We start from the raw sequence: 26,987 nt of genomic DNA, 5'->3' as shown, positions 1-26,987 counted from the left end.
GACACATGCCCACTCGAGTCGTCATTGCCAGCGCCGTGCGCACCCCGTTCACGCGCGCCCACAAGGGAGAGCTGAAGGACACCCGTCCGGACACGCTCGCCGCGCACGCCATCCGCGAGGCGGTCAAGCAGGTGCCCGGCCTCAAGCCCGAGCAGATCGATGACGTGGTGCTCGGCTGCGCCATGCCGGAGGCGGAGCAGGGGATGAACGTGGCGCGCAACGCCGCGCTGCTCGCGGGCCTGCCGCAGAGCGTGGCGGGCGTCACCGTGAACCGGTTCTGCGCGTCCGGCACCCAGTCCATCGCCCAGGTGGCCCAGGCCATCATGGCGGGGATGATCCAGGTCGGTATCGGCGGGGGCACCGAGTCCATGTCCATGGTCCCCATGGGCGGCAACAAGGTGTCCGCGAACCCCGAGATCATGGAGAAGATCCCCGAGGTCTACACCTCCATGGGCGCGACCGCGGAGAACATCGCCACGCGCTACAGCGTGAGCCGCGAGGACGCGGACAAGTTCGCCTACGAGAGCCAGCGGCGCGCGGCCAACGCGCGCGAGACGGGCAAGTTCCGCGAGGAGATCGCCCCCATCACCGTGAAGGTGTTCGACGAGGACGGCAAGCAGCACACCGTCACCGTGAAGGACGACACCATCCTGCGCCCCGAGACCACGCTCGAGGGCCTGGCGAAGCTGCGCCCCGCCTTCAACCAGAAGGGCGTGGTGACGGCCGGCAACGCGAGCCCGCTCACCGACGGCGCCGCGGCGGCCGTGGTGATGAGCGAGGAGAAGGCGAAGGAGCTCGGGGTGAAGCCCCTGGGCTACTTCCTCGACTTCCAGGTGGCGGGCGTGCCGCCCGAGGTGATGGGCATCGGCCCGGTGCCGGCGGTGAAGAAGCTGCTCGCGAAGAACAACCTCAAGGTCGAGGACATCGACGTCTTCGAGCTCAACGAGGCCTTCGCCGCGCAGGCGCTGCACTGCATCCGCGAGCTGGGCATCCCGCTCGACAAGGTGAACCCCAACGGCGGCGCCATCGCCCTGGGCCACCCGCTGGGCGTCTCCGGCACGCGCCTGGTGGCCACCATCCTGCGCGAGCTCAAGCGCCGCAACGGCCGCTACGGCGTGGTGACCATGTGCATCGGCGGCGGCATGGGCGCCGCCGCGCTCATCGAGAACGCGAAGTAGTCCGCGCGGGCGCACTGCGCCGCCTGGACCCCGGGGCCCGCCCTGGCGCACTGCGCCAGCGCGGGCCCTCTGCTTTGGGGGAGGGGTTGGCTGGGCGCGCGGCGGGCTTGATATGACCGCAAGTCATGCGCGTCCGCCTTTCCCTGCTCACCCTGCTCTGCCCGCTCCTGGCCTGCGTGACGGCGATGCCGCCGGCGCGCCCCATCGCCCGGCCCGTCGCGTACAAGGGCTACTACGAGGCCTTCCCCTCGGGCATGCGGCTGGTGGTGTACGAGGACCCCGCCGCCACGCGCGCGACGGTGAACGTGTCCTACCGGGTGGGCGCCTCGGACGAGGGGCGCGGGCAGGAGGGCCTCGCACACCTGGCCGAGCACCTGGCCTTCCGCGGCCGGCCGGGCGGGCCCGGCGCCCCCACGATGGACAGCCGCCTCGCGGCGACGGGCGCCATCGTGAACGCCTTCACGAGCCACGACCAGACCGACTTCTGGACGCACGCGCCGATCATCCAGCTGCGCAGCGTGCTGCGGCTGGAGGCCCAGCGCATGCGCGACGCGCTGGCGAACGTGACCGAGGCGGAGTTCCTCGCCGAGCGCGACGTGGTCATCGCCGAGCTGCACGAGCGCGAGGAGGGTGACGAGCTCGGGGCGCAGCAGGCGCTGGTGCTGGAGTCGGCGCTGCCCGCGGGCCACCCCTACGCGCGCAGCGTCTCGGGCACGGTGCAGTCGCTGCGCGCGCTGCGGCTCGAGGACGTGCGCACCTGGGCCCAGACCTACTACCGCCCCGCGCGCGCGGTGCTGGTGGTCACCAGCCCGGTGAAGGGGCCGGAGGTGGGCGGGCTCGTGGCCTCGAGCTTCGGCTCGCTCGCCACCGGCAGCCACTCGGCGCCCGTGGAGCGCACGCCGCCGCCCCTGCCCGAGCGGCCCGCGGGGCCCCTGGTGGTGAAGCAGGCCCCGGTCAGTCACCCGCGGCTGTGGATGAGCTGGGCCGTCCCGGGCCGCTACTCGGGCCAGACGCCGCAGGCGCTCGCGGCCTCGGAGATCCTCTCCAGCATCATGAGCTACGAGCTGCTCTCCCTTCGCGTGAACGACAAGGTGCTCGGCTCGGACGCGAACGCGCTGGTGCTGGACGGGGCGACGCTCGTCCTCGCGAGCGTGGAGCTCGAGTCGCGCGAGGACGCGCCGAAGGTGATCGACAAGGTGATGACGGCGCTGCACACCCTGCACGACCGCGCCTACGGCGTGGACATGGCGATGAACGACGTGCGGGCCCGGATGGTGACGGACGCCTTCCTCGGGCTCGAGCAGCTGTCCACCCCGGACGTGGCCCAGTACCTGCGCTCGACCGGCAAGCCCGACTACGTCGCCGGTTGGCCCGCGCAGATCCGCGAGACGCTGAAGCACTCGCTCGCGCCCTACACCGAGAAGTACCTGACGGCCGATCGCGTGCAGACGCTGCTGGTGGTGCCCGACGCACGCGGCCCCTCCGTGGCGAGCGCCGCGAGCACCCGCGCGGCGGCGGGCGGGGGCGGCGAGCTGCACGGCGAGGACGCAGAGCTGCCGCCCACCGGTGAGCTGGACGTGCGCAAGGTGGCGCAGGCGCCGGGGCTGGACCGGGTGGAGCGCCTCACGCTGAGCAACGGCCTGCAGGTGGTGGTCGCTCGGCGCGGCGTGGTGCCGCTGGTGGATGCGCGTCTCGTCATCCGCACCCACGCCACGGGCACCGACGGCAGCGCCGCGGCGCTGCCCGCGCTCGCGCTCTATGCCTCCTGGCGCTCCACGGGCCGCCAGTACGCGGGCGACGTGGGCGAGACGGTGCTGCAGCGGGTGGACGAGGACTTCGTGCTCTACGGCGGCTCGGCCTCCTCGGGCAACCTGCCGCACCTGGTGGACGAGATGCGCCAGTGGGTGAAGAACCTGGACCTGAGCCGCTCCTCCTTCCGCAAGCTGCGCGACGCATTCGCGGACGGGCTCGCCTCGAACGAGGCGCAGCCCGAGTACCGCGCCGCGGTGGCCTTCCGCTCGCGCCTCTACCCGCAGCACGTGCTGGGCGCGGTGCCCACGCCCGAGCAGGTGCGGGCGCTGGACTACGGCGAGGCGGAGGACTGGCTCGAGCAGCAGATCCTCCCGAGCAGCGCCACGCTCTACCTCACGGGGGACGTGACGCCGGGCCCCGAGCTGCAGGCGCAGCTGGAGGGGCTGCTGGGCGGCTGGAAGGGCGGGGGCTCCACCGGGCCGCGGGCGCTGCTGCCTGCGCCCGCCGTCCCCGCGCGCCGCACGGTGCTGCTGGTGGACCAGCCGGGCGCCTCGCAGGCGGGTTTCCGCATCGGCCTGCGCGGGCCGAAGCTCGACGCCGAGCAGGAGGCCACGGCGGAGGCGCTCGCGTGGGCGCTGGAGCGCCGCCTCACCCGCGCGCTGCGCGAGAAGCAGGGCGTGACCTACGGCGTGCAGGTGGAGTCGCAGCCGCACGCGAGCACCTCGGCCCTGATGGTGAGCACGCGCGTGGACCGCGCCGCCGCGGCCCAGGCGCTCACGCTGATGCTCGGCACCCTCGGCGAGCTGGGCAAGGCGGGCGTGAGCGAGGAGGCGGCGGTGCGCGCGCGCTGGCAGGTGGCGAGCGACTACGACCTGCGCTTCGGGACCGTGAGCGCCGCGGCCGAGCACCTCACCACGCTCGCAGCCTCGCAGCTCCCCGCCGACTACTGGGAGCGCTACCCCGAGGCGATCGCGCGGGTGGACGCGGCAGGCATGCGCAGCCTCGCCGGCGCGCTGAACCTCGGCTCCGAGGTCGTGGTGGTGGTGGGCGACGTGGCCAGCCTCCAGCCCCAGCTGGAGGCGGCCGGCTTCCAGGTGGAGCGCCTTCCCGCGCCCGCGGGCAAGGCGACCAAGTCTGCGTCGCGCTAGCCCCTAGCCCTCGCGCTCCGCGCTCTCGGGCACCGGGATTCCCGCCATGCGCAGCACCCGCAGGGCGTTGGTGGTGTCCACCACGCCCTCGCGCAGGCGGTAGTCGAAGACCATCTGGCCCTGCTCCAGGTGGTCGCGGAAGTGCACGTTCACCACGTGGCTGCCGGGCTCGTCCGCGAGCGCGGTGAGGCTCAGGTCATGCGTGGTGACCCCGCCGATGGCCCCCGTCGCGAGCAGGAGCCGCAGCACCTCGCGGCTCGCCAGCTGGCGCTCGCGGGTGTTGGTGCCGAGCAAAATCTCGTCCAGCAGGAAGAGCGCGCGCCCTCCGGCGGCCTGCGCCGCATCGAGCACGCTCTTGAGCCGCTGCACCTCGGCGTAGAAGTACGAGACGCCGCGCTCCAGCGAGTCCTTCACCCGCATGCTGGTGAGCACCTGCATGCTGGTGAGCTCGAGGGCGCCCGCGCACACCGGCGCGCCCGCGAGCGCGAGCACGGTGTTGGCCCCCAGCGCGCGCAGCAGCGTCGTCTTGCCGGACATGTTGGAGCCGGTGACGAGCAGCGCGTGGCGCGGGGAGGGCAGGCTCACGTCGTTGAGCACGGGCGCCTCCAGCAGCGGGTGGCCGAGGCCGCGCGCCACCGCGCGCGCCTCTCCCTCCTGCACCTCGGGAAAGCTGAAGCCGGGCCGGTCGTGCGCGAGCCCCGCGAGACAGCCCAGCGCCTCCAGCTGCGCGAGCGCCTCGAACCAGCCGCGCACCTGCCGGCCGTGGTGCGTGCGCCAGCGCTCCAGGGCGAAGAGCGCGTGCACGTCCACGAGCGTGAGCAGGTTGAAGAGCGGGTGGAACTGGTTGTGGCGCATCTCCACCAGCGCGTACACGCGGCTGAAGCGCGCGAGCCGGTGCGAGACGGGCGGCCCCCCGTCCGCGCCCAGCCCCTCCTGCAGCCTGCGCAGGGCAGGGTGGGTGAAGGCTTGCGCCTCCACGCGCGCGAAGAGCGGCGCGTAGCGCATGAAGTCGCGCTCCCCCTCGCTCAGGGCCTGCGCCGCGGCGCCCAGCCTCCCGCGCGTGAGCAGCACCACCCCGAGCTGCAGCAGGAGCCCTGCCCACCACAGCCCGGGCGGCAGCACCCCGAGCCGCCCGAGCACGAAGGCGAGCAGGGTGAGCAGCGGCAGCACCAGGGCCACGGGCGGTGCCCAGCGCAGCGGGCCCAGCTCGGAGCTTCCCTCGGCCCAGGCGATGAAGCGCCCCGGGTCCGCCTTGTCGCGCGCCACCGCGTGCGCCTCCACGCACAGCTCCTGGCGGAAGGGCAGGAGCGGCGCGAGCTCGCGCACCGCGCCCTGGCGCTCGGCGACCTCGGCGGCCGGCGCGGGGCCGGAGAGCCAGGCCGCGAGCCGCGCCTCGCCGGCGCGGGTGGCCGTCTCGTTGAGGAGCTGGAAGAGGCTGCCCTGGCCGAACACGTCCAGGTCCGGCGCGTACAGGTGCGCAGGGGAGAGGAAGCGCTCCCCGCGCTCGGCGAAGGCGTGCCAGGCGCCGCTGAGCCGCGCGAGCCCGCGCTCGTTGAGCGCCACGAGCCTGCGGGCGCGCTCCTCGCGCAGGAAGACGCGGTGGTGCAGCGCGGCGAGCACGCCGTAGCCGACCAGCAGCGCCGCCGCGGCCGCCCAGCCGCCGCGCTTGGGCAGCCGCTCGAGCAGTACCAGCACCGCGCAGGCGGCGTCCGCCACGAAGGCGAGCGCCCGCGCGTTGGCGAAGCGCGCGCTCAGCCGGTCCAGGCGCGCGAGCTGCTCTTTCGCGGCCGCGAGGCGCGCGGTGTACACGGCGTGGGGGGAGGTCGGGTCTGAGGGGCTCAAAGCGCCCCATGGTCGGGCCCAACGCAGCAGCTGCGCAAGGGACGAAAGCGCGCGCCGCGCCCGAAAAATGCGAGGGCCCCGGCGGCCACCTGCGCGAGGGCAGGCGGCCTCCAGGGCCCGGGGTCCAGCGGCGTTCGAAGCGCTTCGGCCTACTTCTCCTTCGAAGCGATCTTGCGCAGCGCCTTCTGGTCGCGGATGCAGAGGATGCGGCCCACGTTGCCCAGCACGCCGTCGCGCTTCATCTCGTTGATGAGCGTGGAGACGAAGGAGCGGCTCGCACCGACCAGGTCCGCGAGGTCCTGCTGGGTGATGCCGCGCAGGTCGGTCTCGCCGCCGTGCGGGCAGCGCTCACCGTGGGCCTCCATCAGGGTGAGCAGGGTGTCGGCGAGGCGCGCGGGCACCTCCTTGAAGGTGAGCCCCAGCACGCGCTTGCGCAGGGCGCGGGTGCGCTCGGCGTAGGCGCGCACCACGTCCACCGCGAGCGCGGGGCGGGCCTCGAGCTGGGCGCGGAAGTCGCGGCCCTCGATGCTCCACACCTCGGCCTCGCCCGCCGCGATCGCCATCTCCTCGATGGGCGTGCCCTCGGGGCGGAACAGCTCGCCGAACAGGTCGCCGGGGCGCAGGATGCTGACCACCGAGCGGGTGCTGTTCTTGCCCAGGCGCATCAGGCGCACGCGGCCGCTCTTGAGCAGGTACACGCGGTCGCTGGTGTCGCCGGGGCGGTAGATGACGGAGTTGTGCGGGAAGGACTCGACCTTGAAGTAGCCCTTGAAGTCGATCGCTTCCTGGCCGGGGATCAGCTTGTTCGCCGTGACCATCATCCCGGAGCTGGTCGCCTGCAGCGGGGCGACGACGTTGGAACCGATGGGGCCGAGCGGACGATTGAAGCTGTGCATGGCGGAACTCCTTGGGTGGCAGCCGGAGAGGGAAGCGCTTACCGAACGCGTCTCTGGGCTTTCCAAGGACTGTGCCAATCCCAACGCATCCCGAGTTCATTCCCTGAACCCTGCAATGCTGGGTACTTAGCGCTACAGGCAGGTGGCCGAGCCCTCCCGCTGTCCAGAATGTGAAACAGAACGTTCAAACAGTCTGATCACTTCGAACGTTTCGTTCAATTCGGCGGGCTGTCTGTGGGGGGCAGGACAGTGTCTTCGGCCAACCCTGTTCGACGTCCTGGTGGGCGCGCCCGAGTCGGGCACGCCGCCGCCTAGGAGGCGTCCTTCGCCGGGAACGGGTGGATCTGGGCGCCGGCGTATTTCTGCAGCTTGCGCTCGAGCGTGGGGCGGCTGATGCCGAGGATCTGGCAGGTCTTGCCCTTGTGGCCGCGGGTGACGGCCATGGCGCGCTCGATGAGCAGGCGCTCGGCCTCCTCGAGCGTGGGGATCTGGCTCGCGTCGTCCACGGCCGGCGCGCTGAAGAGGGGAGCGCCCGGAGGGCCCGCGTGCGCGCCGCCCAGGGAGGACGGCTCGGCGCCCGGCTCCAGCGCGGGCAGGTGGTCTCCGAGCAGCACCTCCCCCGGGGCGAGCACCACCGCGCGGGTGAGCACGTTCTCCAGCTCGCGCACGTTGCCGCGCCAGGGCAGGCGGGTGAGGTGGGCGAGCACCTCGGGGGGCACGCGCGTCACGCGCTTGTGCACCTTCTCGTTGATGCGCTCGAGCAGGTGCTGCACCAAGAGCGGGATGTCCTCGCGCCGCTCGCGCAGCGGGGGGATCTCCAGGGTGATGACCTTGAGCCGCTGGTAGAGGTCCTCGCGGAAGCGCCCGCTCTCCACCTCCTCGGCGAGGTTGCGGTGGCTCGCGGCGATGACGCGCGCGCGCAGCTTCAGGCGCTTCACCCCGCCCACGCGCTCGAACTCGCGCTCCTGCAGCACGCGCAAGAGCTTCGCCTGGAGCATCAGCGACATGTCGCCGATCTCGTCGAGGAACACGGTGCCGTCCTCGGCCAGCTCGAACTTGCCGGGCTTGAGGCCGGTGGCCCCGGTGAAGCTGCCCTTCTCGTGGCCGAACAGCTCGCTCTCCAGCAGCGTGTCCACGATGGCCGAGCAGTTGATGCCGATGAAGGGCTTGGGCTCGTCGTAGGAGTAGTTGTGGATGACGCGGGCGATGAGCTCCTTGCCCGTGCCGCTCTCGCCGCTGATGAGCACCGTGGCGCGGCTGCTGGTGACCTTGCCGATCTCCTTCACCAGCACCTGCATCACGGGGCTGGTCCCCACGATGTCGCCGAGGCGCGCGGCGGCCGTCTCCACGCTCACGCTGGCGGCGCGGCGGCTCAGCTGCCGGTACTCGAGCGCCCGGTCCACCACCAGGTCCAGCGCGGCCACGTCCGGGAAGGGCTTGTGGATGTAGTCGAAGGCCCCCGCCTTCATCGCCCGGATGGTGGTCTCCATGTCGTGGTACGCGGTGACCAGGAGGATGCGGGCGTCGCCGCACAGCGCCTTCATCTCCTCGATGATGTCCAGGCCGGTGCGGTCCGGGAGCATCATGTCGAGGATGACCACGCCCGGCTGCGACTCCTGCGCGGCCTTCAGGCCCTCCGCGGCGTTGGTCGCGGTGACGACGTGGAAGCGCGGCGCGCCGTCGCGCTCGATGTCCTCGAAGTGCATCTTCAAGGACTCGAGCAGCGACTGGTCGTCGTCGACGATGAGCAGGGTCTCCATAGGGGCTCTGTCCAGAGGGCGCTGCGCCGCGGGCGATCCTTGAATCCTACGTCGAGAAGATGAGCGTGAACACCAGGCCGGGGGCCTGGCTTCCGGCCTCGAGGCCGTCCTCCGCCAGCACCTCGCCCCCCTGCCCGAGCATCACCCGACGCAGCGCGGCGAGCGAGAGCCCGGCGCCCCGGGCGACCCGCGAGCGGAAGGGCTCGAAGAGCACCGGCTGCTCCTCGGGGGGCAGCTCCGCCCCCAGGTCCTTGAGCCGCAGCGCCACCCGGCCGCCCGGCAGGGGCGCGAGCTCCACCTCGAGCGCGCTGTCCTCGGGCTGGCCCATGGCGACGTTGAGCAGCAGCTGGGCGAGCACGGGGCGCAGCCGCGCCGCGTCCACCCGCACGCGCGGCAGGCCGCCCCCCGGGGAGCCCTCGGCCTCGCCGGGCCCCTCCACCCGCAGCTCCACGCGCCGCTCGGCGAGCTCGGGCCCGACGAGCGCGCCCGCCTCCTGGACGAGCGTGCGCAGCGAGGTGGGCTCCAGGTTGGGGGCGGTGTCGCGCCCGTACTCGGAGAGGAGCCAGAGCATGCGCTCCATGGTGCGGATCTCGCGGTTCGCGATGCTCAGGCGGCGCCGGTCGCGCTCGCCCAGCGTGGTGTTCCGCGCGAGCGTCTGCACGGCCATCTTCACCGAGCTCAGGGGGTTGCGGATCTCGTGGCTCAGGTGGCTGGAGAGCCGGGCGATCTGCACCGGGGGGGCGCCGTTGAGCAGCCGGGTGAGGTTCATCACCCCGGCGCTCGCGCGGCCGCCGCCCTCCGCGCGCAGCACGAGCCGCAGGTGCGTCGGGTGCTCCTCGTCCTCCCATGCGGCCGCGGAGACGAACTCCACCGTGCCCTCGTCGCTCGCCTCGCGCGCCGCCTGGTCCAGCGCCCGGGCGCGCTCGGGCGGGATGCGCAGCGCCTCGTGCAGCGGGCGGCCCACGAGCGAGTCGGCGTCACGCCCCAGCGTGGCGACGAGCCCGCCCGAGGCGTGCGTCAGCGTCAGGTCCTCTCCCCAGCCCAGCTGGGCGGCGTGAACAAGGTGTGCGTCCATCAGGGGCACTCTAACGGCTCCCGCCCCGCCGGGCGCAGCTCCCCGAGCGCTGGGCGCGCCCTTCCGTCCTGTCCCGAGCGTTCCGCCCCCGCGGGGGCACCCCGGCTCCGAGGGGGGTAGGCCTTCATCCTCCCGATGACGGATGGAGCGCTTTGCGCGCTTTCCCTAGGGTCCCACCTTGCCCGCGACCGCCGGGGCGCCGCTTCCCAGCCTCTTCCTCCGCCGCACTCCCGCCGTATCCCCGAACGAAGGAGCCGACCATGAAGACCCCGAGCAAGAAGACCCTGCGCAAGAGCCGCGGCCAGGGCATGACCGAGTACATCATCATCGTCGCGCTCATCGCGATCGCCGCCATCGGCGTGATCACCCTCTTCGGCAACAACATCCGCAAGCTCTTCGGCCAGTCGGCCGACGCGCTCGCCGGCAACGCGAACGTGAAGAACGACGCGGACGCCCGCAAGCAGGAGCTGGAGAAGAAGCAGATGAGCAACTTCGGCGAGAACAACGCCTACTAGCGCAGCCGCCGCACGCGGGTGCCGAAGGGGGCCGCTTCCGGGATGCCGGGGCGGCCCTTTTCACGTCCCGGGCCCCGCGCGCGGCTATAGTCCCGGCCCACCATGGAAGGCCGCCTGCTGCTCAAGAACTGCGCTCTCTTCCGGGCCGACGGCCGGGTGCGCCGCGCGATGGCCGTGGTGGTGGAGGAGGGGCGCATCCACCAGGTGGCCCCGGACGCAGAGGTCCCGGTGCGCCCGGGTGACTGGGAGGTGGCCTGCCGCGGGCGCCTCCTCGCCCCGGGCCTGGTGGACTGCCACAGCCACCTGGTGTCCTCCCAGCTCCTGCCGCCCACCGGCGAGCTGCTGCTCAAGGGCCCCGCGGCGCGGCGTGCGCAGCAGGCGCGGCTCGAGGCGCTGCTCACCCCCGCGGACGTGGAGGCCCTGAGCGCCTTCGGGCTCGCGCGCGCGCTGCGCAGCGGCGTGACCCTGGCGGTGGAGCACCTCGCGTGTCCCTCGGACGTGGGCGGCGCGCTCGCGGCGCAGGCCCGCGCGGCCGAGCGGCTGGGGATGCGGCTCGTCACCGGGCCCTCCACGCACAGCCTCGGCGGGGCGGCGGCGGCCGAGGCCCAGGTGGAGGCGAACGCGGCCTTCGCGCGCGCCCAGCGCAGCCACCCGCGGGTGCGCGGGGCGCTGGGCTTCCACGCCTCCTCCAGCTGCGAGGACGCGCTGCTGCGCCGGCTGGGGCGGCTGCGCGAGGAGCTGGGCGCGCCGCTCGTGTTCCACCTCGCCGAGGACGAGGCGGACCTCACCGCCACCTTCTCGCGCTACGGCCGGCGCGTCGTCGCGCGGCTGGAGACCTTCGGGCTGCTGGGCGCAGGAAGCCTCGCGGCGCACGGGCGGGCGCTGGACCGCGCCGAGAGCGAGCGGCTCGCGCAGGGGCGCACCTTCCTCGCGCTCGCGCCCACCGCCGGCCTGGTGCAGGAGCCCGGCGGCGGCGGCCTGGACTCGCTGCTCGCGCGCCCGCAGCTGCTGGGGCTGGGCAGCGCGGGCTATGGCCACGTGAGCGAGTCCCTGCAGGCCGCCTTCGTGCTGCTGCTGCAGCAGGCGCGCGCCGGGCGGCTGCTGGACCCGGACGGCACGCTCGCGCAGCTGGCGGTGGAGGGGCCCGCGGAGCTGTGCTCCATGCTCTTCGGCGCTCCGAGCGGGGCGGTGGAGGAGGGGGCGCTCGCGGACCTCGTCGTCTACGACCTGGTGCCCACCGAGGACCCGGCCACCGGGCTGATGCCCTCGCCCCTGCTCGCGCTCGCGCGCAGCCCCGTCGCCTGGAGCGTGGTGGACGGGCGCGTCACCGTGCGCGAGGGACAGCTGCTGGGCGCGGACTTCCTCGAGCTGGCGCACGCTGCCGCACGGGCGCTCGAGGGGCTGTGGGCGCGGGCGCAATGAGGCCGCTGCCCGAGCGCCTGCAGGCGGCCCGCGCCGCCCGCGCTCCGCTGCTCGCAGACCCGCGCACCACGGCGCTGCGCCTGCTCAACGGCGAGGCGGACGGCGTGCCGGACGTGACGGCGGACGCCTTCGGGGACGGGGGCGCGCTGGTCGTCCTCAGCCTCTACCGCGACTTCACGCCGCAGGAGGAGGCGGCGCTCGTGGAGGCCGCCGTGGCGGCGTGGAGGCCGCGCAGCCTCTACCTCAAGCGCCGGCCGCGCGAGGCGCGGGTGGTGGCCAACACGCAGAAGGCGCAGCTCGCGCCGGAAGTGCCCGCGTGGGGTGAGGCCGTGGAGGCGCTCGAGGCCCGGGAGAACGGGCTGCAGTTCCTCATCCGTCCCGCGCAGGGGCTGAGCGTGGGGCTGTACCTGGACATGCGCGACACACGCGCGTGGCTGCAGGGGCAGGTCTCCGGGCGCACGGTGCTCAACCTCTTCGCGTACACCTGTGCCTTCGGCGTGGCGGCGAAGGCCGGGGGCGCGGCGCGCGTGCTCAACGTGGACGCGAGCCGCCGCGTGCTCGAGTGGGGCGAGGAGAACGCGCGGCTCAACGGCCAGGGCGTGGACCGCTACGACTACGTGGCCGGGGACGTGTTCGACTGGCTGGAGCGGCTCGCGAAGAAGGCGGAGCGCTTCGACGTGGTGGTGTGCGATCCGCCGTCCTTCGCCACCACGCGCAGCAGCCGCTTCTCCGCCGCGCGCGATTATGCAGCGCTCGCCGAGTCGGCGGCGAGGGTGGTGGCACCGGGTGGCAGGCTCGTGGCCTGCTGCAACCACGCAGGGCTGGAGGCGCGGCGCTTCGAGGCCCAGGTGCGCCAGGGCGCGCTGCAGGCGGGCCGCACGGTGCGCCCGGTGGCGAGCCTGGGGCCCTCGGCGCTGGACTTTCCGGAGCCTCCCTCCGCGCCCGCGGCGCTGAAGGTGCGCGTGGTGGAGCTGCCGTGAAGCGCTTCAAGCTGACGCTCGAGTACGACGGCACGGGCTACGTGGGCTGGCAGGTGCAGCCGAACGGGCCCTCCATCCAGGGCACGCTCGCGGGGGCGCTGGAGGCGCTGCTCGGCGAGCGCGTGGCGGTGGAGGCGGCCGGCCGCACGGACTCGGGCGTGCACGCGCTGGGGCAGGTGGCCTGCTTCAGCACGGCGCGCGAGCTGCCGCTCAAGGCGTACTGGATGGGGCTCAACGCGCACCTGCCGCCGGACATCGCGGTGGTGGCCGCGGAGGAGGTGCCGCTGGACTTCGATCCGCGGCGCTGGTCGCGCGGAAAGCGCTACCGCTACCGGGTGAGCAACCGGCGCTCGCGCTCGCCGCTGCGCCGCCACACGCACTGGGAGCTGTTCATGCCGCTGGACGTGGAGGCGATGCGCGCGGGCGCGCAGCACCTGCTCGGGCGCCACGACTTCTCGGCCTTCCGCGCGGCGGACTGCGAGGCGGCGCACGCGGTGCGCGAGGTGCGCGCGCTGGACGTGGAGGGCAGGGCAGGGGACGAGATCACCTTCACGGTGAACGGCACCGCGTTCCTCAAGCACATGGTGCGCAACCTCGTGGGCACGCTGGTGGAGGTGGGCCGCGGCAAGCGCCCGCCCGCGTGGGTGGGCGAGGTGCTCGCAGGAAGGGATCGCACGCGCGCGGGCATCACCGCGCCTGCGCACGGGCTCTCGCTGCTCGAGGTGTTCTACGGCGAGGGGCCGCATCCCCACGGCGCCGATGCCGACGAGGCGTGAAGACAGGGGTCCACAGGCTCGAGCCTGCACGCCTATCCCCTCTCCCCCTGGGAGAGGGAAGCGGACTGCTCGCCGTGCACCCCTGCCTGCCGGCCCCGGGAGCGAGTGCGTTAGACTCCCAGCCCGTGACGTCCCTCCTCTCGAGCATCGAGCCCCTGCGCGTGCGGCTGCGGCGCGCGCAGTTCATCTTCGGGTTGGGCGTACTGTCGATGGTGCTGGGCTCCATCGCCTCCGCGGGGCTCTCGCTGCGCCTCGGCCTGCGCGTGGCGGAGCTGCCGCAGGTGCTGCGCTGGGCGGTGGCGATCGGCGTGGGGGGGCTGTGGCGGCTGAGCTTCCTGCCGCTGCTGTGCTACGGCGCAGCGCGCGTGCTCGCCCTTCGCCCGCGCGCGACGGCCGTGGGCGCGGCGCTCTCGGGCGAGGCCTTCCTGCTCGCACTCGATCTCACCCGCGCCGGCGTGGCCGGACTGTGGACGAGCGCGCCGCTGGTGCTGGGGCGCCTGGGCACGCTCGCGCTCGGGATGTGGCTGAGCGAGCGCGCGGTGCAGGCAGGACGGCTCGCCGCCGAGGCGCAGGAACGCGCCGCCCAGGCCAAGGCCCAGGCGACGCAGGCAGAGTACGCGGAGTTCCTCGCGCGGGCAGAGGGGGCGCCCGCGGAAGACGTTAGGCCGTAGCGCGTGCCGAGCCGCTCTGGGGCTTGGTGGTGTCCAGCACCAGCTTGCCGAAGCTCAGCTTGTCGCCGGTGACGTCCACGACGATGTGGTCGCCCGGGGCGAAGTCCCCATTGAGCACCTTGAGGGCCAGCGGGTCCATGAGGTGCTTCTGCAGCGCGCGCTTGAGCGGCCGCGCGCCGTAGGTCGGGTCGTAGCCGCGCTCGGCGAGGAAGTCGCGGGCGCGGGGGCTGAGCTCCATCGTGAGGCGCTTGTCGGCGAGCAGCTTCTGGATGCGCGCGAGCTGCACCTCGACGATGTGCGCGATGTCCTGGCGCTTGAGCGGCTCGAAGATGACCACCTCGTCCACGCGGTTGAGGAACTCCGGGCGGAAGTGGCCGCGCAGGGCGTCCATCACGCTCTCGCGCGTCTCCTCGTCCAGGGTGTCCTTGCCGCTCATGCCCTCCTGCAGCGCGGCGGAGCCCAGGTTGCTGGTCATGATGAGGACGGTGTTCTTGAAGTCCACCGTGCGGCCCTGGCTGTCGGTGAGCCGGCCCTCGTCGAGGATCTGCAGCAGGATGTTGAAGACATCCGGGTGCGCCTTCTCGATCTCGTCGAAGAGGATGACCGCGTAGGGACGGCGGCGCACGGCCTCGGTGAGCTGGCCGCCCTCGTCGTAGCCCACGTAGCCCGGGGGCGCGCCCACCAGCCGCGCGACCGCGTGCTTCTCCATGTACTCGGACATGTCGATGCGGATCATCGCGCTGTCGTCGTCGAAGAGGAACTCGGCGAGCGCCTTGGCGGTCTCGGTCTTCCCCACGCCCGTGGGGCCGAGGAAGATGAACGAGCCGATGGGGCGGTTGGGGTCCTGCAGGCCGCTGCGCGCGCGGCGCACGGCGTTGCTCACCGCTTCGATCGCGGGCCGCTGGCCAATGACGCGCTTGGCGAGCCGCTCCTCCATCTTCACCAGCTTCTGCACCTCGCCTTCGAGCAGGCGCGAGACCGGGATGTGGGTCCACTTGGCCACCACCTCGGCGATGTCCTCCGCGTCCACCTCCTCCTTGAGGAACTTCTGCGTCTTCTGCAGCTCGGCGAGCTTCGCGTTGTGCGCGGTGAGCTCCTTCTCGAGCGAGGGGATGACGCCGAACTTGAGCTCGGCGGCGCGGTTGAGCTCGCCCGAGCGCTCGGCCGAGGCCTGGTCGTTCTTCGCCTTCTCGATCTTCTCCTTGAGCGAGCGGATGGCGTCGATCGCCTTCTTCTCCTCGTCCCAATGGGCCTTGAGCGTGCGGAACTGCTCCTGGAGCCCGGCGAGCTCGCGCTCCACCTGCTGCAGGCGCTCCACGCTGTGCGCGTCCGTCTCCTTGCGCAGCCCCTCGCGCTCGATCTCCAGCTGGGTGATCTTGCGGCGGATGTCGTCGATCTCGGTGGGCATCGAGTCGATCTCGATGCGCAGCCGGCTGCTCGCCTCATCCACGAGGTCGATCGCCTTGTCCGGCAGGAAGCGGTCCGCGATGTAGCGGTGGCTCAGGGTCGCGGCGGCGACCAGGGCGCTGTCCTGGATGCGCACACCGTGGTGCACCTCGTAGCGCTCCTTGAGGCCGCGCAGGATGCTGATGGTGTCGTGCACGCTGGGCTCGCCCACCATCACCGGCTGGAAGCGCCGCTCGAGCGCCGCGTCCTTCTCGATGTACTTGCGGTACTCGTCCAGCGTGGTCGCGCCGATGCAGTGCAGCTCGCCGCGCGCGAGCGCCGGCTTGAGCATGTTGCCCGCGTCCATGGCGCCCTCGGCCTTGCCGGCGCCCACCAGGGTGTGCAGCTCGTCGATGAAGAGGATGACTTCGCCCTCGGCGCTGGCCACCTCCTTGAGCACGGCCTTGAGGCGCTCCTCGAACTCGCCGCGGTACTTGGCACCGGCCACCATGGCGCTCAGGTCCAGCGTGATGAGCCGGCGGTTCTTGAGCCCCTCGGGCACGTCGCCGTCCACGATGCGGCGCGCGAGCCCCTCGGCGATGGCGGTCTTGCCCACGCCGGGCTCACCGATGAGCACGGGGTTGTTCTTGGTGCGGCGGCTGAGCACCTGGATGCAGCGGCGGATCTCCTCGTCGCGGCCGATGACCGGATCGAGCTTGCCCGAGCGCGCGGCCTCGGTGAGGTCGCGCCCGTACTTCTCCAGGGCCTGGTAGGTGGCCTCGGCGTCCGCGCTGGTGACGCGGCTGTTGCCGCGCACCTCCTTGATGCCGCTGAGCACGCGGTCGCGCGTGACGCCGCTCGCCTTGAGCACCTCGCCCACGCTGCCCTTGTCGTGGGTGAGCGCGAGCAGCAGGTGCTCGGAGGAGACGAACTCGTCCTTGAGCGCCTTGGCCTCGTCCTCGGCCTTGTCGAAGGTCTTCAGCAGCCGCTGGGTGAGGGTGGCTCCCTCGCCGCCCTGCATCTTGGGCAGCCGGGCGAGCGCCTCCTCGAGGCGCTGGGTGAAGAGCTTCGCGTCCGCGCCCACCTTGCGCAGCAGGGGCGGGACGATGCCGTCCTGCTGGGAGGCGAGCGCGAGCGCGAGGTGCTCGGGCTCGTAGTTGGGGTGGTCCGCGCGCCGCGCGAGCGCCTGCCCCTCCTGGATCGCCTCCTGGGCCTTCACGGTGTATTTGTCGAGTCGCATGGACCCAACGTAAGGGTCCTTCGACCCTTGGCAAGCAAGGCCAGGCGCCCCGGGTTGTCAGCGGGCGCGGGCAAGGGTATAGGCCCGCCCGCAAGTCCCCGGGGGGTACGACACTGGAAGCGCACGGCGGCTATCTCATACGCATCGACTCGTTCGCCGGCCTGGACCTGGCGGCGCTGGCGCGCGAGGCGCTCGCCGAGGACGGCGTGGTGCTGCCGGGAGACGGAGCGGGCTGCGGCCTGCTCGTCACGGTGAACCGGCGGCGCAAGGTGGTGCGGCTCGCCTACGACGCGCCCCACACCTACGGCCGGCGCGGCGCGCAGTGGTACGGGGCGCACCATGCGCTCGCGCGCACGCTCTCGCGCGTGGCGAGCGCCACCGTGCACGCCTACGTCTTCGACCCCGACGAGCGCGAGGAGGTCATCAGCTGGGGCAACGGCCGGCGCGTGGGCGGCGAGTGCGTGGTCTACGACGACGTGGAGCTGCCCGAGGAAATGGGGGACGGGGAGGGCGGAGAGGCGGAGGAGCGGGCCTTCGAGCGCCTGCGCGCCCGCTGGCCCCTGGGCCACCTCGCGTACGTCTACGGCCTCACGCGCGAGGAGCTGCTGCGCCTGCCGCGCGCCGAGGGGCTGCTGCTGCCGCTCGAGGTGCCGGCAACCTCCACGCTGAGCGAGGCGCTGGCGGGGCTGCTCGTGGTGCCGCCCGTGCGCGGGCTGGGGCCCGCGGGCAGCGCCGCTTCGTCCTCCTGAGCCGGCTCCAAAGCCGGCTCAGGTGCCGCCTCAGGCGTCGCGGCCGAGCTGCGGCTCCTGTGCGGCCACCAGGGCGCGCACCCGCTCGCTGCGGAAGTACTGCGCGAGCAGGAGGAAGAGGCCCGCCACCAGCGCGGTGTGCACCACGGCGGCGGCGGAGAAGAAGGCGGGCATCGCGGTGCGCACCTGCTCGGCGAGCGCGGGGTCCTTGAGGTCCGCGAAGCCCGGCATGCGGTCCATCAGCTCGGCGCCCACCGTGCCCATGCGCCGCCAGACGACGGCGAGCTGCGCGCCGTCCACCGTGCGCAGGAAGGCTGCGGCGAGCGCGGCGCGGCCCAGCAGCTGGCGCATGCCCTCGCGCGGGAGCATGCCGGCGCGGCGCAGCAGGTGGCCCGCGGCGCCGATGCACAGGAAGCACGCGCCCGCGAGCCCCACGAGGATGAGCGCGCGCGGCTCGCGCATGGGCTCGAGCGCGGACACCTGCGCCTCGAGCGCCCGGCGCTCCACCTCCGGATCCAGGCCGCTCGGCAGCTCGCGCGCGGCCGAGGCGGGGCGGCTCGCGTAGTCGCGCAGCTCGCCCAGGTGCGCGAGCAGCACCAGGTCCTGCAGCGAGCGGAAGAGGGTGAGCGAGGAGAGGACGAAGCAGACCAGCGCCGCCACCCGCACGCCGCGCGGGAGGCGGGGGCCGGGCGGGGGCGAGCGCTGCGGCGAGGAGGGCGTCACCGCTTCGGCGCCTCCTGCTTCGAAGCCTCGACATAACGAAGCCGCAGGTCGGTGAGCAGCTCCTGGAAGAACTGCTCCTCGTCCGGGGTGAGGTTGCCGCGGGTCTTGTCCTTCAGGAGCGAGAGCAGCTCCAGGCTCTGGCGCGCGAGCGGCAGGTTGCGCTCGGCGCGCCCCGTGTCCGGGTTGGGCGCCACGCCCAGGTGGATGAAGGCCGTGGAGGCCAGCCCGAGCACGAAGGTGTTGAACGCGATGGGCGCGTCCGACATCACGAAGGTCTCACCGCGGGTCGAGTCGCTCATGCCGTCTCGGAGTCCTCGTCGGACTCGTCCGCCTCGTCGTCCATGTCCTCGTCGTCGAAGTCCTCGTCGAGCATGGAGGTCTCGACCGGCGCGGCCTTCTCCGCCACGTCCGGCAGGCCCTTCACGTAGCGCTCGTAGGTCTTCTCGTCGATCTGACCGGTGCGCAGGTAGCGCTCGGCGGTGCGCTTGTCGATGTGCTTCGGATCCAGGGTGTCGGCCACGGATTAACTCCTCAGAATTGCTTGGAAAAGGGCGCGCAACCTTATAGCAGGACAGCGGGCTGTCAACGCCTGCCGCGCGCACCTGCCCTCCAGACCCGATGAACGCTCCCCCACCTCCCACGCTTCCCCGGGGCCTCTATGCCCTGTGTGACGACTCGCTGCGCCCCGAGCTGCCGCTGCCCGAGAAGGCGGCGCTGCTGCTGCAGGGGGGCGCGCGGGTGCTGCAGCTGCGCATGAAGCACACCCCGTTGCGCGAGGGGCTCGCCGCCGCGCGCGCCATCGCGCAGGCCTGCGAGCGGGCGGGCGCGCTGCTCATCGTGAACGACCGCGTGGACCTCGCGCTGCTCTCCGGGGCGCACGGGGTGCACGTGGGGGACGAGGACCTGCCGCCCGAGGCAGCGCGCGCGCTGCTGGGCCCCACGCGCCTCGTGGGCGTCACCGTGCGCAGCGCCGAGGGCGCACGCGCGGCGCGCGCCGCCGGCGCCGACTACGTGGGGCTGGGGCCGGTGTTCGCCACGCGCACCAAGGCGGTGCCCGCGCCGGTGCTGGGGCTCACGCGGCTCGCCGAGGAGGTGCGCGCGAGCCCCCTGCCGGTGGTGGCCATCGGCGGGGTGGGGCTCGAGAACATCGCGGACGTCGCCCGCGCCGGGGCGCACTGCGCCGCGGTGGCCTCCGATGCGCTGCTCGCCCGTGACGTGGCCGAGCGGGTGGGCGCGCTCGCGAGCGCCTTTGACAGGGGCGCCCTGGCGGCTAGCCTCGCGCGCTCCCGCCCATGAGACCGCCCCGCCCCCCGTACTCCGGCCCGCATCACGGCCCTGGTTCAGGCTCAGGCCCGCATCACGGCCAGCCGCCGCGCCGGCCGAACATCGGCATCACGCCGGATGTCTCCGCGCCGCGCCCCGACTCCGGCTTCGCCTACTACGAGCTGAAGGTCCCCTACGCGGACGCGGTGCTGCGCGCCGGGGGGCTGCCCTTCGTGCTGCCCTACGCCGAGGACCCCGGCTGCATCGAGGCCTACCTGGACCGCGTCTCCGGCCTGCTCGTCACCGGCGGCGCCTTCGACATCCCGGCGGAGGCCTACGGCGAGACCTCGGGCGAGGGCATGGGGCCGCTGAAGCACGGGCGCACCACCTTCGAGGCCGCGCTGATGCGCGCCGCGCTCAAGCGCAACATGCCGGTGTTCGGCGTGTGCGGCGGCATGCAGCTGCTCAACGTCGTGCTGGGCGGGAGCCTGCACCAGGACATCGGGCGCGAGGTGCCCGGCGCGCGCGAGCACGAGCAGAAGCACGACCGCAGCCAGCCGCAGCACCCGGTGGAGGTGAAGGACGGCACGCTGCTCGCGGAGGCCCTGGGCAAGGGCCCCATCATGGTGAACTCCACGCACCACCAGGCGGTGAAGCGCACGGGCGAGCGCGTGGTGGTGAGCGCCGTGGCCCCGGACGGCGTGGTGGAGGCCATCGAGAGCCCCGCGCACGCATGGGCCGTGGGCGTGCAGTGGCACCCCGAGCTGATGCTCAGCTCCATCCCCGCGCAGCTCGGCCTCTACAAGGCCTTCGTGCACCGCGCGCGCGAGAGCCGCCGCTAGGCCCGCGCGCACGCGCAGGCGCACGCGCCCCTACATCCCCCGAGCGCCGCCCGAGGCCGAGAAATCGGCTCCAGCGCGTGCGCACGCGCGGTGGGGCGCGAAAAAGGCGACTCCAGCGAAACACGCAAGCGCCTACATTGCGGCAGCTTCCGCGGCGCGTATGCTCCCAGCCGAATTCGCGCGCGGGCGGGCAGTGTTCCGGGCGCGCGAGCACACCCTCTGGAAGAGAGACACGACCATGAACATGCGAGGACTGTTTCGCGCGGCGCTGCTCGCGTCGGTGCTGACGGCAGCGGCGGCCTGCAGCGGTGGCGGAGATGGCACCGACCCGGTGGACAGCGGCACGCCCGATGGCGGCGGCCCCGTCATCACGCCCACCGCCACCGACTCGGACGGCGACGGCATCCCCAACTCCGTCGAGGACAAGAACGGCAACGGGCGCGTGGACGAGGGCGAGACCGACCCGAACAGCCGCGACACCGACTGTGACGGCCTGCTGGACGGGCCGAGCCAGGGGAGCATGAAGGGCGAGGACCAGAATGCCAACGGCACGGTGGACCCCGGCGAGACCGACCCCACCAAGCTGGACACGGACGGCGACGGCCTCACGGACGGCGTGGAGCGTGGCGTCACGCAGAACCTCGAGCCCTCGCGCTGCACCACCTTCGTCGCAGATGCGGATCCGGCCACGGTGAGCGACCCGACGAAGGCGGACAGCGACGGCGACGGGATGCAGGACGGCGCCGAGGACGGCAACCAGAACGGTAAGGTGGACCCCGGCGAGCTCGACCCCGGCAAGTCGGGGGACGCGAGCCCGCTCGTGGCGCAGGTGTGCAGCACCAACAACCTGAAGCCCGTCACGGTGAAGAAGCTGAGCGCACCGGACCTGACGCTGGGCCTGCCCTCCACGTTCTCGGACGCGGAGCTCAAGGACATGGTCGTGAGCAGCGCGGTGAAGGGCACCATCGGCTACGACCCGGACAGCAAGGTGGCCTTCATCGCCTACAAGACCGGCCAGGTTGGCACCTCGACCACGCCGGATAAGGACGAGGAGGGCCTGCGCGCCACCATCGGCGCCGGTGCACCGTCCACGCGCCAGAACTTCACAACCTGGGACGGCACCGCGGCAACGCAGGCGTTCTACGCGTCGACGGCGACCACGGACCTCGTCGCCTACGCGAACTCGCTGGCTACCTCCCTGGTGGGCTCGGGGGCCGGCGCCCTCACCGGTACCGCGGGCATCAGCGGCCCGTTCAAGATCCAGGCGGAGTTCGTGCACCGCTCGAACCAGAGCGTGATCGTGGTGCTGGCGATCAGCAGCGCGGCTCGCTTCGATGACGCATCGCTGCCGTCACGCCTCGTCATCGAGGACGTGGCCGGCGGCACGGGCCTCGCCCAGTACGTGGACACCAACTCGGTGCAGTGCGAGCCGTTCGTCACGGGCCGCGGCAAGGTGGACTTCCTCTTCGTCGTGGACGACAGCGGCTCGATGGCGACCTCACAGGACTTCCTCGCCAAGGCCGCCACGGACGTGGCGGCGAAGCTGGGCGCCTCCTCGCTGGACTGGCGCATCGGCATGGTCACGACCTCGTACACGACGTCGGGTGAGCCCAACACGAACGTCTTCCGCGGCTACACGACCAACATCGACCAGTTCAAGGCGTGGCTGACGCCCAAGGCGTACTGCGCCTCGGCTACTAACATGTGCGTCGTTCTCGGGACGGCGAACTCGACCAGCTGCACCTCCAACTCGCAGTGCACCGGTGGCACGCTCTGTGACACGGGCATTGGCAAGTGCGCGCCCATCAGCAGCACCCTCGCGAACACCACGTGCTCCGCGAACACCGAGTGTTGGGTAAATATCGATGGCACTCCCACCGAAAAGTCATTGGATGCGGCGCGCGAGGGCCTGAAATTTTCTTGCGGGAGCGTCGCTACCGGTGCTCAGAAGGCGCGCCCGGACGCCATCCCGGTGGTGGTGCTGCTGACCGATACGCGCGACCAGTCCACGGATTCGGTGGCGGCCTTCAACACCTTCTTCCAGACCGGTAACCCCGCCAACCAGTCCATCGCGGTGCACGGCATCATCTGCCCGCCGGACGGCGCTCGCTGTGACTCCCAGGAGGACAACACCAATCCGCGCCATGCTGACGTCATCGCGCAGACCAGCGGCGTGGTGGGCAGCATCCGCGATGCGGCGAACATCACCGCGACGATCAACGGCATCGTGGACAGCACCATCGCGGCCGCGGGCTACAAGCTCGCCAAGCCGCCCATCGGTGCCTCGGTGCGCGTGGGCCTGGAGAGCGTGACCAACCCCACCGCCTGCCCCAGCAACACGGACCTGCCTCGCAGCCGCGTGAACGGCTTCGACGTCAACGGCGTGAGCAAGACGCTCTCGTTCTACGGCGCCTGCCGCCCCGCCTCGACGGGCACGGGCAACGCGGCCGTCTCGTACCGCTACTGGGTGGACGGTAAGAGCGACCCGGACGGCAAGGCGCCGTGCTTCGAGGATCCGAAGTACGACCCGAACGATCCGGACCACTGCCAGGGCAAGCTCTCGTGCGACACCGCTACGACCAACACCTGCATCTGCAAGGCTCCGGTCGCGGGCTGCCCCAGCGGCCAGGTGTTCGACAACCGCACTACCGTGTGCGCCTGCGTGACGCCCATCGGCTAGCGCGCAGTGCACCCTCCGCCGTGGGGCCGCGAGACGGGCCCCACGGCAAGCGAAGACGCCCTCCTCTTTCCGCTGCGGAAGGGGAGGGCGTCGTCGTTTCGGGGGCGCTGGGAAAGGCTAGGAGGCCGAGCGCGCGCGCAGGGCCACGAAGTGGCGGTTCGCCTCGCGCAGCAGGTCCTCGCCCGAGTGCACGTTCGGGTGGGGGAACACGGCGCAGGCCACCCGCAGGGAGGCGGCCACGGGGCCGTTGGGGCCCTCCGCGCTCAGCTCGCGGGCGCGCGCCTCCAGGCGCTCGGCGGCCACGCGTGCGCCGGCGAGGTCCGTCTCCGGCAGCAGGACGATGAACTCCTCCACGTCCGTGCGGAAGAGCCGGTCCGCGCCGCGAAAGAGCGTGCGCACCGCGTGGGCGAGGTCCGCGAGCAGCTGGTCGCAGGCCACGCGCCCCACCTCGTGGCGCAGGCCGGCGTAGTCCTCGAGCCCGAAGAGCAGGAGCGCCGCGGGGCGCCCGTAGCGCCGCGAGCGCGCCACCTCCGCGTCCAGGCTGACCTTCAGCTGCGCGAAGGTGCCCGCGCCGGTGAGCGGGTCGATGGCGCGCAGGAGGCTCAGCTCCTCCTCGGCCGCGGCGAGCCGCTCGCGGTAGTCGCGCACGGTGAGGGCTGCGTGAATGCGCGCCTGCAGCTCGGTGAGCTTGAAGGGCTTGGTGACGTAGTCGTCCGCCCCCAGCTCCATGCCGCGGATCTTCCCGTCCATGTCCCCCATGGCGGTGAGCACGATGACGGGCAGCCCCCGCGTGGCCTCGGCCGAGCGCAGGGCCTGCAGCACGCCGAAGCCGTCTCGCCGGGGCATCATCAGGTCCAGGAGGACGAGGTCCGGCTTGCGCTCGGCGACGCGCGCGAGCGCCTCCTCGCCGTCTCCCGCCACCGCCACCTCGTGGCCCAGCGCGCCGCACAGGTCGCGCAGGAGCGCGCAGGTGACCGCGTCGTCGTCCACCACGAGGATGAGCCGGCCTGCGCCCGGAGCGGGCGGCGCGGGGGTACCGCCCTCGGTCACTGGAAGTCCCCCTTCGCCCGGCTCTCGAAGCGGGTGAACTCCGCGAGGAAGACCAGGTCCACGCTGCCGATGGGACCGTTGCGCTGCTTGGCCACCACGAGCTCCACCGGGATGGCGGTGGAGGAGCGGGGGGCGGCCTCCTCGCCCTCGGGCGGGTCCTCGCGGTGGATGAACATCACCACGTCCGCGTCCTGCTCGATGGAGCCCGACTCGCGCAGGTCCGAGAGCATGGGCTTGCCGCCCTTGCGCTCCTCCACCTTACGGTTGAGCTGGCTGAGCGCGATGATCGGCACCTCCAGCTCCTTGGCCAGCTGCTTGAGCGAGCGGCTGATCTCGGAGACCTCCAGCTGGCGGCTCTCCACCTTGCCCTTCTGGTGCATGAGCTGGAGGTAGTCGATGATGATGAGGCCCAGCCGGTCGTCCTTCTGCTTCAGGCGGCGCGCCTTGGCGCGCAGGTCGAAGGGGGACAGGCCGCCCGAGTCGTCGATGTAGAGCGGCGCGTTGTAGAGCGCGCCCGCCATCTCCTGGAACTTCTCCTCGTCGTGCGGGGTGAGGCGCCCGCCGCGCAGCTTCTTCATGTCCACGCGCGCGCTCGAGGCGAGCAGGCGCATGAGCAGCTGGTCCGAGGGCATTTCGAGGCTGAAGATGGCCACCGCGCGGTTCTCCTTGAGGGCCGCGTTGGTGGCGATGTTCATCGCGAAGGAGGTCTTCCCGATGCCGGGGCGCGCCGCGAGGATGATGAGCTCGCCGCCGTGCAGACCCGTGAGCTGCATGTCCAGGTCGACGAAGCCGGTGGAGAGGCCGGTCACGCCCGTGGCGGCCGCCTTCATCTTGTCCAGCAGGTCGAGCGTCTTCTCCATCAGCGCGGAGACGGGCAGCAGGTCGCCCTCGCGCTTCTTCTCCGCGAGGAGGAACACCTTGCGCTCCGCCTCGTCGAGCAGCACCTCGAGGTCGCCGGTGTCCGTGCTGGCGAGGTCCTGGATCTCCTTGCCCACGCCCGCGAGGCGCCGGCGCAGGGCCTGGTCCTTGACGATGTGCGCGTACTGGGTGGCGTTGGAGGCGAGCGGCACCACCTGGTCCAGCCCCATCAGGTAGCTGGGGCCGCCCACGTGGGACAGCTGCCCGCGCGTCTTCAGCTCCTCGGCGAGCGTGAGGTGGTCCACCTGGCGCGCGCTGCCGTCCAGGCCGAGCATCGCCGCGAAGATCTGCGCGTGCGCGGGGTGGCTGAAGTCGTCCGGGTGGACGACCTCGGCGATGTCCGAGATGAGCGTGTTGTCCTGGAGCACGGCGCCCAGCACCGCGCGCTCCGCGGCGAGATCCTCGTGGACCCGCCGCCCCTCCCGGCCCCCGTCGAGCACATTCAAGTTCTGCATGGCAGCCTCCCAGTGTAGCCGGGGCGAGCGACCCCTGCACCCTAGGGGGCTGCCTGCGGCTGCAGGACGCTGCAAGCCCCTGAAAGCACGAAGGCCGCCCCGGTCTCCCGGGACGGCCCTCGCTCGAAGCGGTGTGCGGCGCGAGGCGCTAGGCCTCGGGCGCGACCTCGACGTTGATCTTGGCGGTCACGTCGCGGTGCAGGCGCAGCTCCACGGTGTGCTTGCCCAGGGTCTTGATCGGCTCGGGCAGGTGGATGTGACGGCGGTCCACCTTCTGGCCGGCGGCGGCGAGCGCCTCGGCGATGTCCAGCGCCGTGACGGAGCCGAACAGCTTGTCCTGCTCACCCACCTTGCGGCGCAGGGTGACGGCGACGGCGCCGACCTTCTTGGCCTGCTCCTCCGCACCGGCGCGCAGCTTGGCGCTGCGCGCGCTCTGCACGGCCTGCTCGTGCTGCAGCTGGCGCAGGTTCTGCTCGCTGGCGAGCACCGCCAGCTTGCGGGGCAGGAGGTAGTTGCGGCCGAAGCCGTCCTTGACCGTGACGAGCTCGCCGGACTTGCCGAGGTTGTCGATGTCCTCTCGAAGAATGACCTTCATGTTCGTTCTCGATTCTTCCCGAAAGGGCGGGCGGGCTAGCCGACCAGCGCGTTGTAGGGGATGAGCGCGATGCCGCGGGCGCGCTTGATGGCCACCGCCACCTCGCGCTGGTGCTTCGCGCAGTTGCCGGAGATGCGACGGGGGATGATCTTGCCGCGCTCGGTCACGAAGTACTTGAGCGCCGCCTGATCCTTGAAGTCCACCTTCGCGCCCTTCTCGGCGCAGAAGCGGCAGACCTTCTTGCGGCCGAAGCCGCGCCCACCGCGCTTGTCGTCGTCCATGCCGCCGCCGCGGTCGTCGCGCCCGCCGCGGTCGTCGCCGCCGCCGCGCCCGCCACCACCGAAGCCGCCGCCGCCGTAGCCACCACCGCCGCCGCCGCCACCGCCGAAGGAGCGGCCACCGCCGCTCCCGCCGCCGCCGCCACCGCCGAAGGAGCGGCCGCCGCCGGTCCCAGTCGAAGTCGTCTTGTCCGTGCTCATGTGATTTCTCTCGTCAGAAGTTGTCGTGAAAGACCGGGGATGCCCTACGGCTCCTCGCCGGCCTCGTCGTCCTCACCCGCGGGCTCCTCGACGGCAGCCGTGGCGCGGAAGGGGGCGCCCTCGGCGCGCTCGTTCGCACCGGGCACGCGCGGCACCTCCTCGGTGTCGCCGGCCATCTTCACGTCCTCCTGGACGGGGCGCGTCTCGGGGTCCACCTCGTCGGCGAGCTTCACCGAGATGAAGCGGGTGACCTCGTCGATGTTGCGCAGGTTGCGCTCCACCTCGGCCACTAGGGCGTGCCCGCCGAGGAAGGAGGTGTGCACGTAGATGGCCCGGGGCTGCTTCGCCACCGGGAACATCGTCTTCTTCTTGCCCCAGATGGTGAACTTGAGGGCCTTGCCACCCTCGCGGTTGATGATGCCGCGGACGCGCTCCTTGAGCTTGTCCACGGTGTCGTCCGTCGCGTCGGGCTTGACCAGGAAGATGGTCTCGTACTCACGAAGCCGCTTGGCGGCCTGCGTCTCTGCCATGTTTCTCTCCCCTTGGGGTTGGTTGAGGGCCCCATGCACCGGCATGGAGCGGGAAGACGGTG

Annotated in this window: 24 protein-coding genes; 11 read left to right on the top strand and 13 right to left on the bottom strand. The window is 72.3% G+C overall.

What is annotated here, in order from left to right; genetic code table 11:
• Positions 1 to 5: 5 nt before the first annotated feature.
• Positions 6 to 1,178: a thiolase family protein gene (locus FGE12_RS09630; RefSeq protein ID WP_153866106.1), complete on the top strand. Its 1,173-nt coding sequence runs from the start codon at positions 6 to 8 to the stop codon at positions 1,176 to 1,178.
• 125 nt (positions 1,179 to 1,303) lie between these two features.
• Entirely contained in the window at positions 1,304 to 4,078 is a 2,775-nt protein-coding gene (locus FGE12_RS09625; protein WP_153866105.1) for a pitrilysin family protein, read from the top strand.
• 3 nt (positions 4,079 to 4,081) lie between these two features.
• Here the strand turns inward: FGE12_RS09625 and FGE12_RS09620 are convergent, their stop codons facing one another.
• The 4 genes from FGE12_RS09620 to FGE12_RS09605 form a co-directional block, all read right to left on the bottom strand.
• Positions 4,082 to 5,947 (bottom strand): DNA mismatch repair protein MutS, encoded by a 1,866-nt coding sequence (locus FGE12_RS09620; RefSeq protein ID WP_370458958.1) that lies wholly within the window; start codon positions 5,945 to 5,947, stop codon positions 4,082 to 4,084.
• 122 nt (positions 5,948 to 6,069) lie between these two features.
• Complete coding sequence (gene mrpC, locus FGE12_RS09615; protein ID WP_153866103.1) at positions 6,070 to 6,816, bottom strand: Crp/Fnr family transcriptional regulator MrpC; 747 nt, start codon at positions 6,814 to 6,816, stop codon at positions 6,070 to 6,072.
• 311 nt (positions 6,817 to 7,127) lie between these two features.
• Positions 7,128 to 8,576: a sigma-54 dependent transcriptional regulator gene (locus FGE12_RS09610; RefSeq protein WP_153866102.1), complete on the bottom strand. Its 1,449-nt coding sequence runs from the start codon at positions 8,574 to 8,576 to the stop codon at positions 7,128 to 7,130.
• A gap of 46 nt (positions 8,577 to 8,622) precedes the next feature.
• Complete coding sequence (locus FGE12_RS09605; protein WP_153866101.1) at positions 8,623 to 9,651, bottom strand: sensor histidine kinase KdpD; 1,029 nt, start codon at positions 9,649 to 9,651, stop codon at positions 8,623 to 8,625.
• Positions 9,652 to 9,911: 260 nt separating this feature from the next.
• On the opposite strand from FGE12_RS09605, the gene FGE12_RS09600 reads away from it, so the two are divergent.
• The 5 genes from FGE12_RS09600 to FGE12_RS09580 all read left to right on the top strand — a co-directional run bounded on the left by FGE12_RS09600 (position 9,912) and on the right by FGE12_RS09580 (position 14,015).
• Positions 9,912 to 10,166 (top strand): hypothetical protein, encoded by a 255-nt coding sequence (locus tag FGE12_RS09600; RefSeq protein ID WP_153866100.1) that lies wholly within the window; start codon positions 9,912 to 9,914, stop codon positions 10,164 to 10,166.
• Positions 10,167 to 10,268: 102 nt separating this feature from the next.
• Positions 10,269 to 11,588, top strand: a complete 1,320-nt coding sequence (locus FGE12_RS09595) for an amidohydrolase family protein (RefSeq protein ID WP_153866099.1) — start codon at positions 10,269 to 10,271, stop codon at positions 11,586 to 11,588.
• Positions 11,585 to 12,568, top strand: coding sequence for a class I SAM-dependent rRNA methyltransferase (locus FGE12_RS09590; protein WP_153866098.1), 984 nt, complete (start codon positions 11,585 to 11,587; stop codon positions 12,566 to 12,568). The genes FGE12_RS09595 and FGE12_RS09590 overlap by 4 nt, the downstream gene beginning before the upstream one ends.
• A complete protein-coding gene (truA, locus tag FGE12_RS09585; RefSeq protein WP_194797743.1) occupies positions 12,565 to 13,344 on the top strand; it encodes a tRNA pseudouridine(38-40) synthase TruA in 780 nt (259 codons plus the stop codon). The genes FGE12_RS09590 and truA overlap by 4 nt, the downstream gene beginning before the upstream one ends.
• A 125-nt stretch (positions 13,345 to 13,469) precedes the next feature.
• Positions 13,470 to 14,015 (top strand): hypothetical protein, encoded by a 546-nt coding sequence (locus FGE12_RS09580; RefSeq protein ID WP_153866097.1) that lies wholly within the window; start codon positions 13,470 to 13,472, stop codon positions 14,013 to 14,015.
• Here FGE12_RS09580 and clpB read toward each other — a convergent pair.
• On the bottom strand, positions 14,005 to 16,641 hold the full coding sequence (gene clpB, locus FGE12_RS09575; protein ID WP_153866096.1) for an ATP-dependent chaperone ClpB: 2,637 nt from the start codon (positions 16,639 to 16,641) through the stop codon (positions 14,005 to 14,007). The genes FGE12_RS09580 and clpB overlap by 11 nt on opposite strands.
• A gap of 209 nt (positions 16,642 to 16,850) precedes the next feature.
• On the opposite strand from clpB, the gene FGE12_RS09570 reads away from it, so the two are divergent.
• A complete protein-coding gene (locus tag FGE12_RS09570; RefSeq protein ID WP_370458935.1) occupies positions 16,851 to 17,390 on the top strand; it encodes a hypothetical protein in 540 nt (179 codons plus the stop codon).
• A 30-nt stretch (positions 17,391 to 17,420) separates the two neighbouring features.
• Here the strand turns inward: FGE12_RS09570 and FGE12_RS09565 are convergent, their stop codons facing one another.
• The 3 genes from FGE12_RS09565 to FGE12_RS09555 are packed head-to-tail and all read right to left on the bottom strand — an operon-like array spanning position 17,421 to position 18,633.
• Positions 17,421 to 18,113, bottom strand: a complete 693-nt coding sequence (locus FGE12_RS09565) for a hypothetical protein (RefSeq protein ID WP_194797742.1) — start codon at positions 18,111 to 18,113, stop codon at positions 17,421 to 17,423.
• Positions 18,110 to 18,412, bottom strand: a complete 303-nt coding sequence (locus FGE12_RS09560) for a DUF1844 domain-containing protein (RefSeq protein WP_153866095.1) — start codon at positions 18,410 to 18,412, stop codon at positions 18,110 to 18,112. The genes FGE12_RS09565 and FGE12_RS09560 overlap by 4 nt, the downstream gene beginning before the upstream one ends.
• Positions 18,409 to 18,633: a hypothetical protein gene (locus FGE12_RS09555; protein ID WP_194797741.1), complete on the bottom strand. Its 225-nt coding sequence runs from the start codon at positions 18,631 to 18,633 to the stop codon at positions 18,409 to 18,411. Before FGE12_RS09555 ends, FGE12_RS09560 begins: the two co-directional genes overlap by 4 nt.
• Positions 18,634 to 18,731: 98 nt before the next feature.
• Here FGE12_RS09555 and thiE point away from each other — a divergent pair, with 98 nt between their 5' ends.
• The 3 genes from thiE (at position 18,732) to cglD (ending at position 22,898) form a co-directional block, all read left to right on the top strand.
• Complete coding sequence (gene thiE / locus FGE12_RS09550; RefSeq protein ID WP_153866094.1) at positions 18,732 to 19,409, top strand: thiamine phosphate synthase; 678 nt, start codon at positions 18,732 to 18,734, stop codon at positions 19,407 to 19,409.
• The gene (locus FGE12_RS09545) at positions 19,406 to 20,218 is read left to right on the top strand and encodes a gamma-glutamyl-gamma-aminobutyrate hydrolase family protein (protein ID WP_153866093.1); all 813 of its coding nucleotides are present in this window, start codon (positions 19,406 to 19,408) and stop codon (positions 20,216 to 20,218) included. The genes thiE and FGE12_RS09545 overlap by 4 nt, the downstream gene beginning before the upstream one ends.
• A 238-nt stretch (positions 20,219 to 20,456) precedes the next feature.
• Positions 20,457 to 22,898: an adventurous gliding motility lipoprotein CglD gene (gene cglD / locus FGE12_RS09540; RefSeq protein ID WP_153866092.1), complete on the top strand. Its 2,442-nt coding sequence runs from the start codon at positions 20,457 to 20,459 to the stop codon at positions 22,896 to 22,898.
• Between the two features lie 117 nt (positions 22,899 to 23,015).
• Here the strand turns inward: cglD and FGE12_RS30910 are convergent, their stop codons facing one another.
• The 5 genes from FGE12_RS30910 to rpsF all read right to left on the bottom strand — a co-directional run bounded on the left by FGE12_RS30910 (position 23,016) and on the right by rpsF (position 26,925).
• Entirely contained in the window at positions 23,016 to 23,948 is a 933-nt protein-coding gene (locus FGE12_RS30910) for a response regulator (protein ID WP_153866091.1), read from the bottom strand.
• Positions 23,945 to 25,321, bottom strand: coding sequence for a replicative DNA helicase (gene dnaB / locus FGE12_RS09530; RefSeq protein WP_153866090.1), 1,377 nt, complete (start codon positions 25,319 to 25,321; stop codon positions 23,945 to 23,947). Before dnaB ends, FGE12_RS30910 begins: the two co-directional genes overlap by 4 nt.
• Positions 25,322 to 25,469: 148 nt before the next feature.
• Entirely contained in the window at positions 25,470 to 25,916 is a 447-nt protein-coding gene (gene rplI / locus FGE12_RS09525; protein ID WP_153866089.1) for a 50S ribosomal protein L9, read from the bottom strand.
• Between the two features lie 35 nt (positions 25,917 to 25,951).
• On the bottom strand, positions 25,952 to 26,395 hold the full coding sequence (rpsR, locus tag FGE12_RS09520; protein WP_153866088.1) for a 30S ribosomal protein S18: 444 nt from the start codon (positions 26,393 to 26,395) through the stop codon (positions 25,952 to 25,954).
• A gap of 44 nt (positions 26,396 to 26,439) precedes the next feature.
• Positions 26,440 to 26,925, bottom strand: coding sequence for a 30S ribosomal protein S6 (gene rpsF / locus FGE12_RS09515; protein WP_153866087.1), 486 nt, complete (start codon positions 26,923 to 26,925; stop codon positions 26,440 to 26,442).
• Positions 26,926 to 26,987 lie beyond the last annotated feature (62 nt).

It is taken from the genome of Aggregicoccus sp. 17bor-14 (assembly GCF_009659535.1).
Classification (GTDB): Bacteria; Myxococcota; Myxococcia; order Myxococcales; family Myxococcaceae; genus Aggregicoccus.
The sequence above is the reverse complement of the archived record's forward strand: the minus strand, read 5'-3'. Positions and strand labels throughout refer to the sequence as shown.

Excerpts from the sequence above, each read along its gene's own strand:
- FGE12_RS09630 (WP_153866106.1), top strand. The coding sequence starts at position 6 with ATGCCCACTCGAGTCGTCATTGCCAGCGCCGTGCGCACCCCGTTCACG.
- FGE12_RS09625 (WP_153866105.1), top strand. The coding sequence starts at position 1,304 with ATGCGCGTCCGCCTTTCCCTGCTCACCCTGCTCTGCCCGCTCCTGGCC.
- mrpC (WP_153866103.1), bottom strand. The coding sequence starts at position 6,816 with ATGCACAGCTTCAATCGTCCGCTCGGCCCCATCGGTTCCAACGTCGTC.
- FGE12_RS09610 (WP_153866102.1), bottom strand. The coding sequence starts at position 8,576 with ATGGAGACCCTGCTCATCGTCGACGACGACCAGTCGCTGCTCGAGTCC.
- FGE12_RS09605 (WP_153866101.1), bottom strand. The coding sequence starts at position 9,651 with ATGGACGCACACCTTGTTCACGCCGCCCAGCTGGGCTGGGGAGAGGAC.
- FGE12_RS09600 (WP_153866100.1), top strand. The coding sequence starts at position 9,912 with ATGAAGACCCCGAGCAAGAAGACCCTGCGCAAGAGCCGCGGCCAGGGC.
- FGE12_RS09595 (WP_153866099.1), top strand. The coding sequence starts at position 10,269 with ATGGAAGGCCGCCTGCTGCTCAAGAACTGCGCTCTCTTCCGGGCCGAC.
- FGE12_RS09590 (WP_153866098.1), top strand. The coding sequence starts at position 11,585 with ATGAGGCCGCTGCCCGAGCGCCTGCAGGCGGCCCGCGCCGCCCGCGCT.
- clpB (WP_153866096.1), bottom strand. The coding sequence starts at position 16,641 with ATGCGACTCGACAAATACACCGTGAAGGCCCAGGAGGCGATCCAGGAG.
- FGE12_RS09560 (WP_153866095.1), bottom strand. The coding sequence starts at position 18,412 with ATGAGCGACTCGACCCGCGGTGAGACCTTCGTGATGTCGGACGCGCCC.
- thiE (WP_153866094.1), top strand. The coding sequence starts at position 18,732 with ATGAACGCTCCCCCACCTCCCACGCTTCCCCGGGGCCTCTATGCCCTG.
- FGE12_RS09545 (WP_153866093.1), top strand. The coding sequence starts at position 19,406 with ATGAGACCGCCCCGCCCCCCGTACTCCGGCCCGCATCACGGCCCTGGT.
- cglD (WP_153866092.1), top strand. The coding sequence starts at position 20,457 with ATGAACATGCGAGGACTGTTTCGCGCGGCGCTGCTCGCGTCGGTGCTG.
- dnaB (WP_153866090.1), bottom strand. The coding sequence starts at position 25,321 with ATGCAGAACTTGAATGTGCTCGACGGGGGCCGGGAGGGGCGGCGGGTC.
- rplI (WP_153866089.1), bottom strand. The coding sequence starts at position 25,916 with ATGAAGGTCATTCTTCGAGAGGACATCGACAACCTCGGCAAGTCCGGC.
- rpsR (WP_153866088.1), bottom strand. The coding sequence starts at position 26,395 with ATGAGCACGGACAAGACGACTTCGACTGGGACCGGCGGCGGCCGCTCC.
- rpsF (WP_153866087.1), bottom strand. The coding sequence starts at position 26,925 with ATGGCAGAGACGCAGGCCGCCAAGCGGCTTCGTGAGTACGAGACCATC.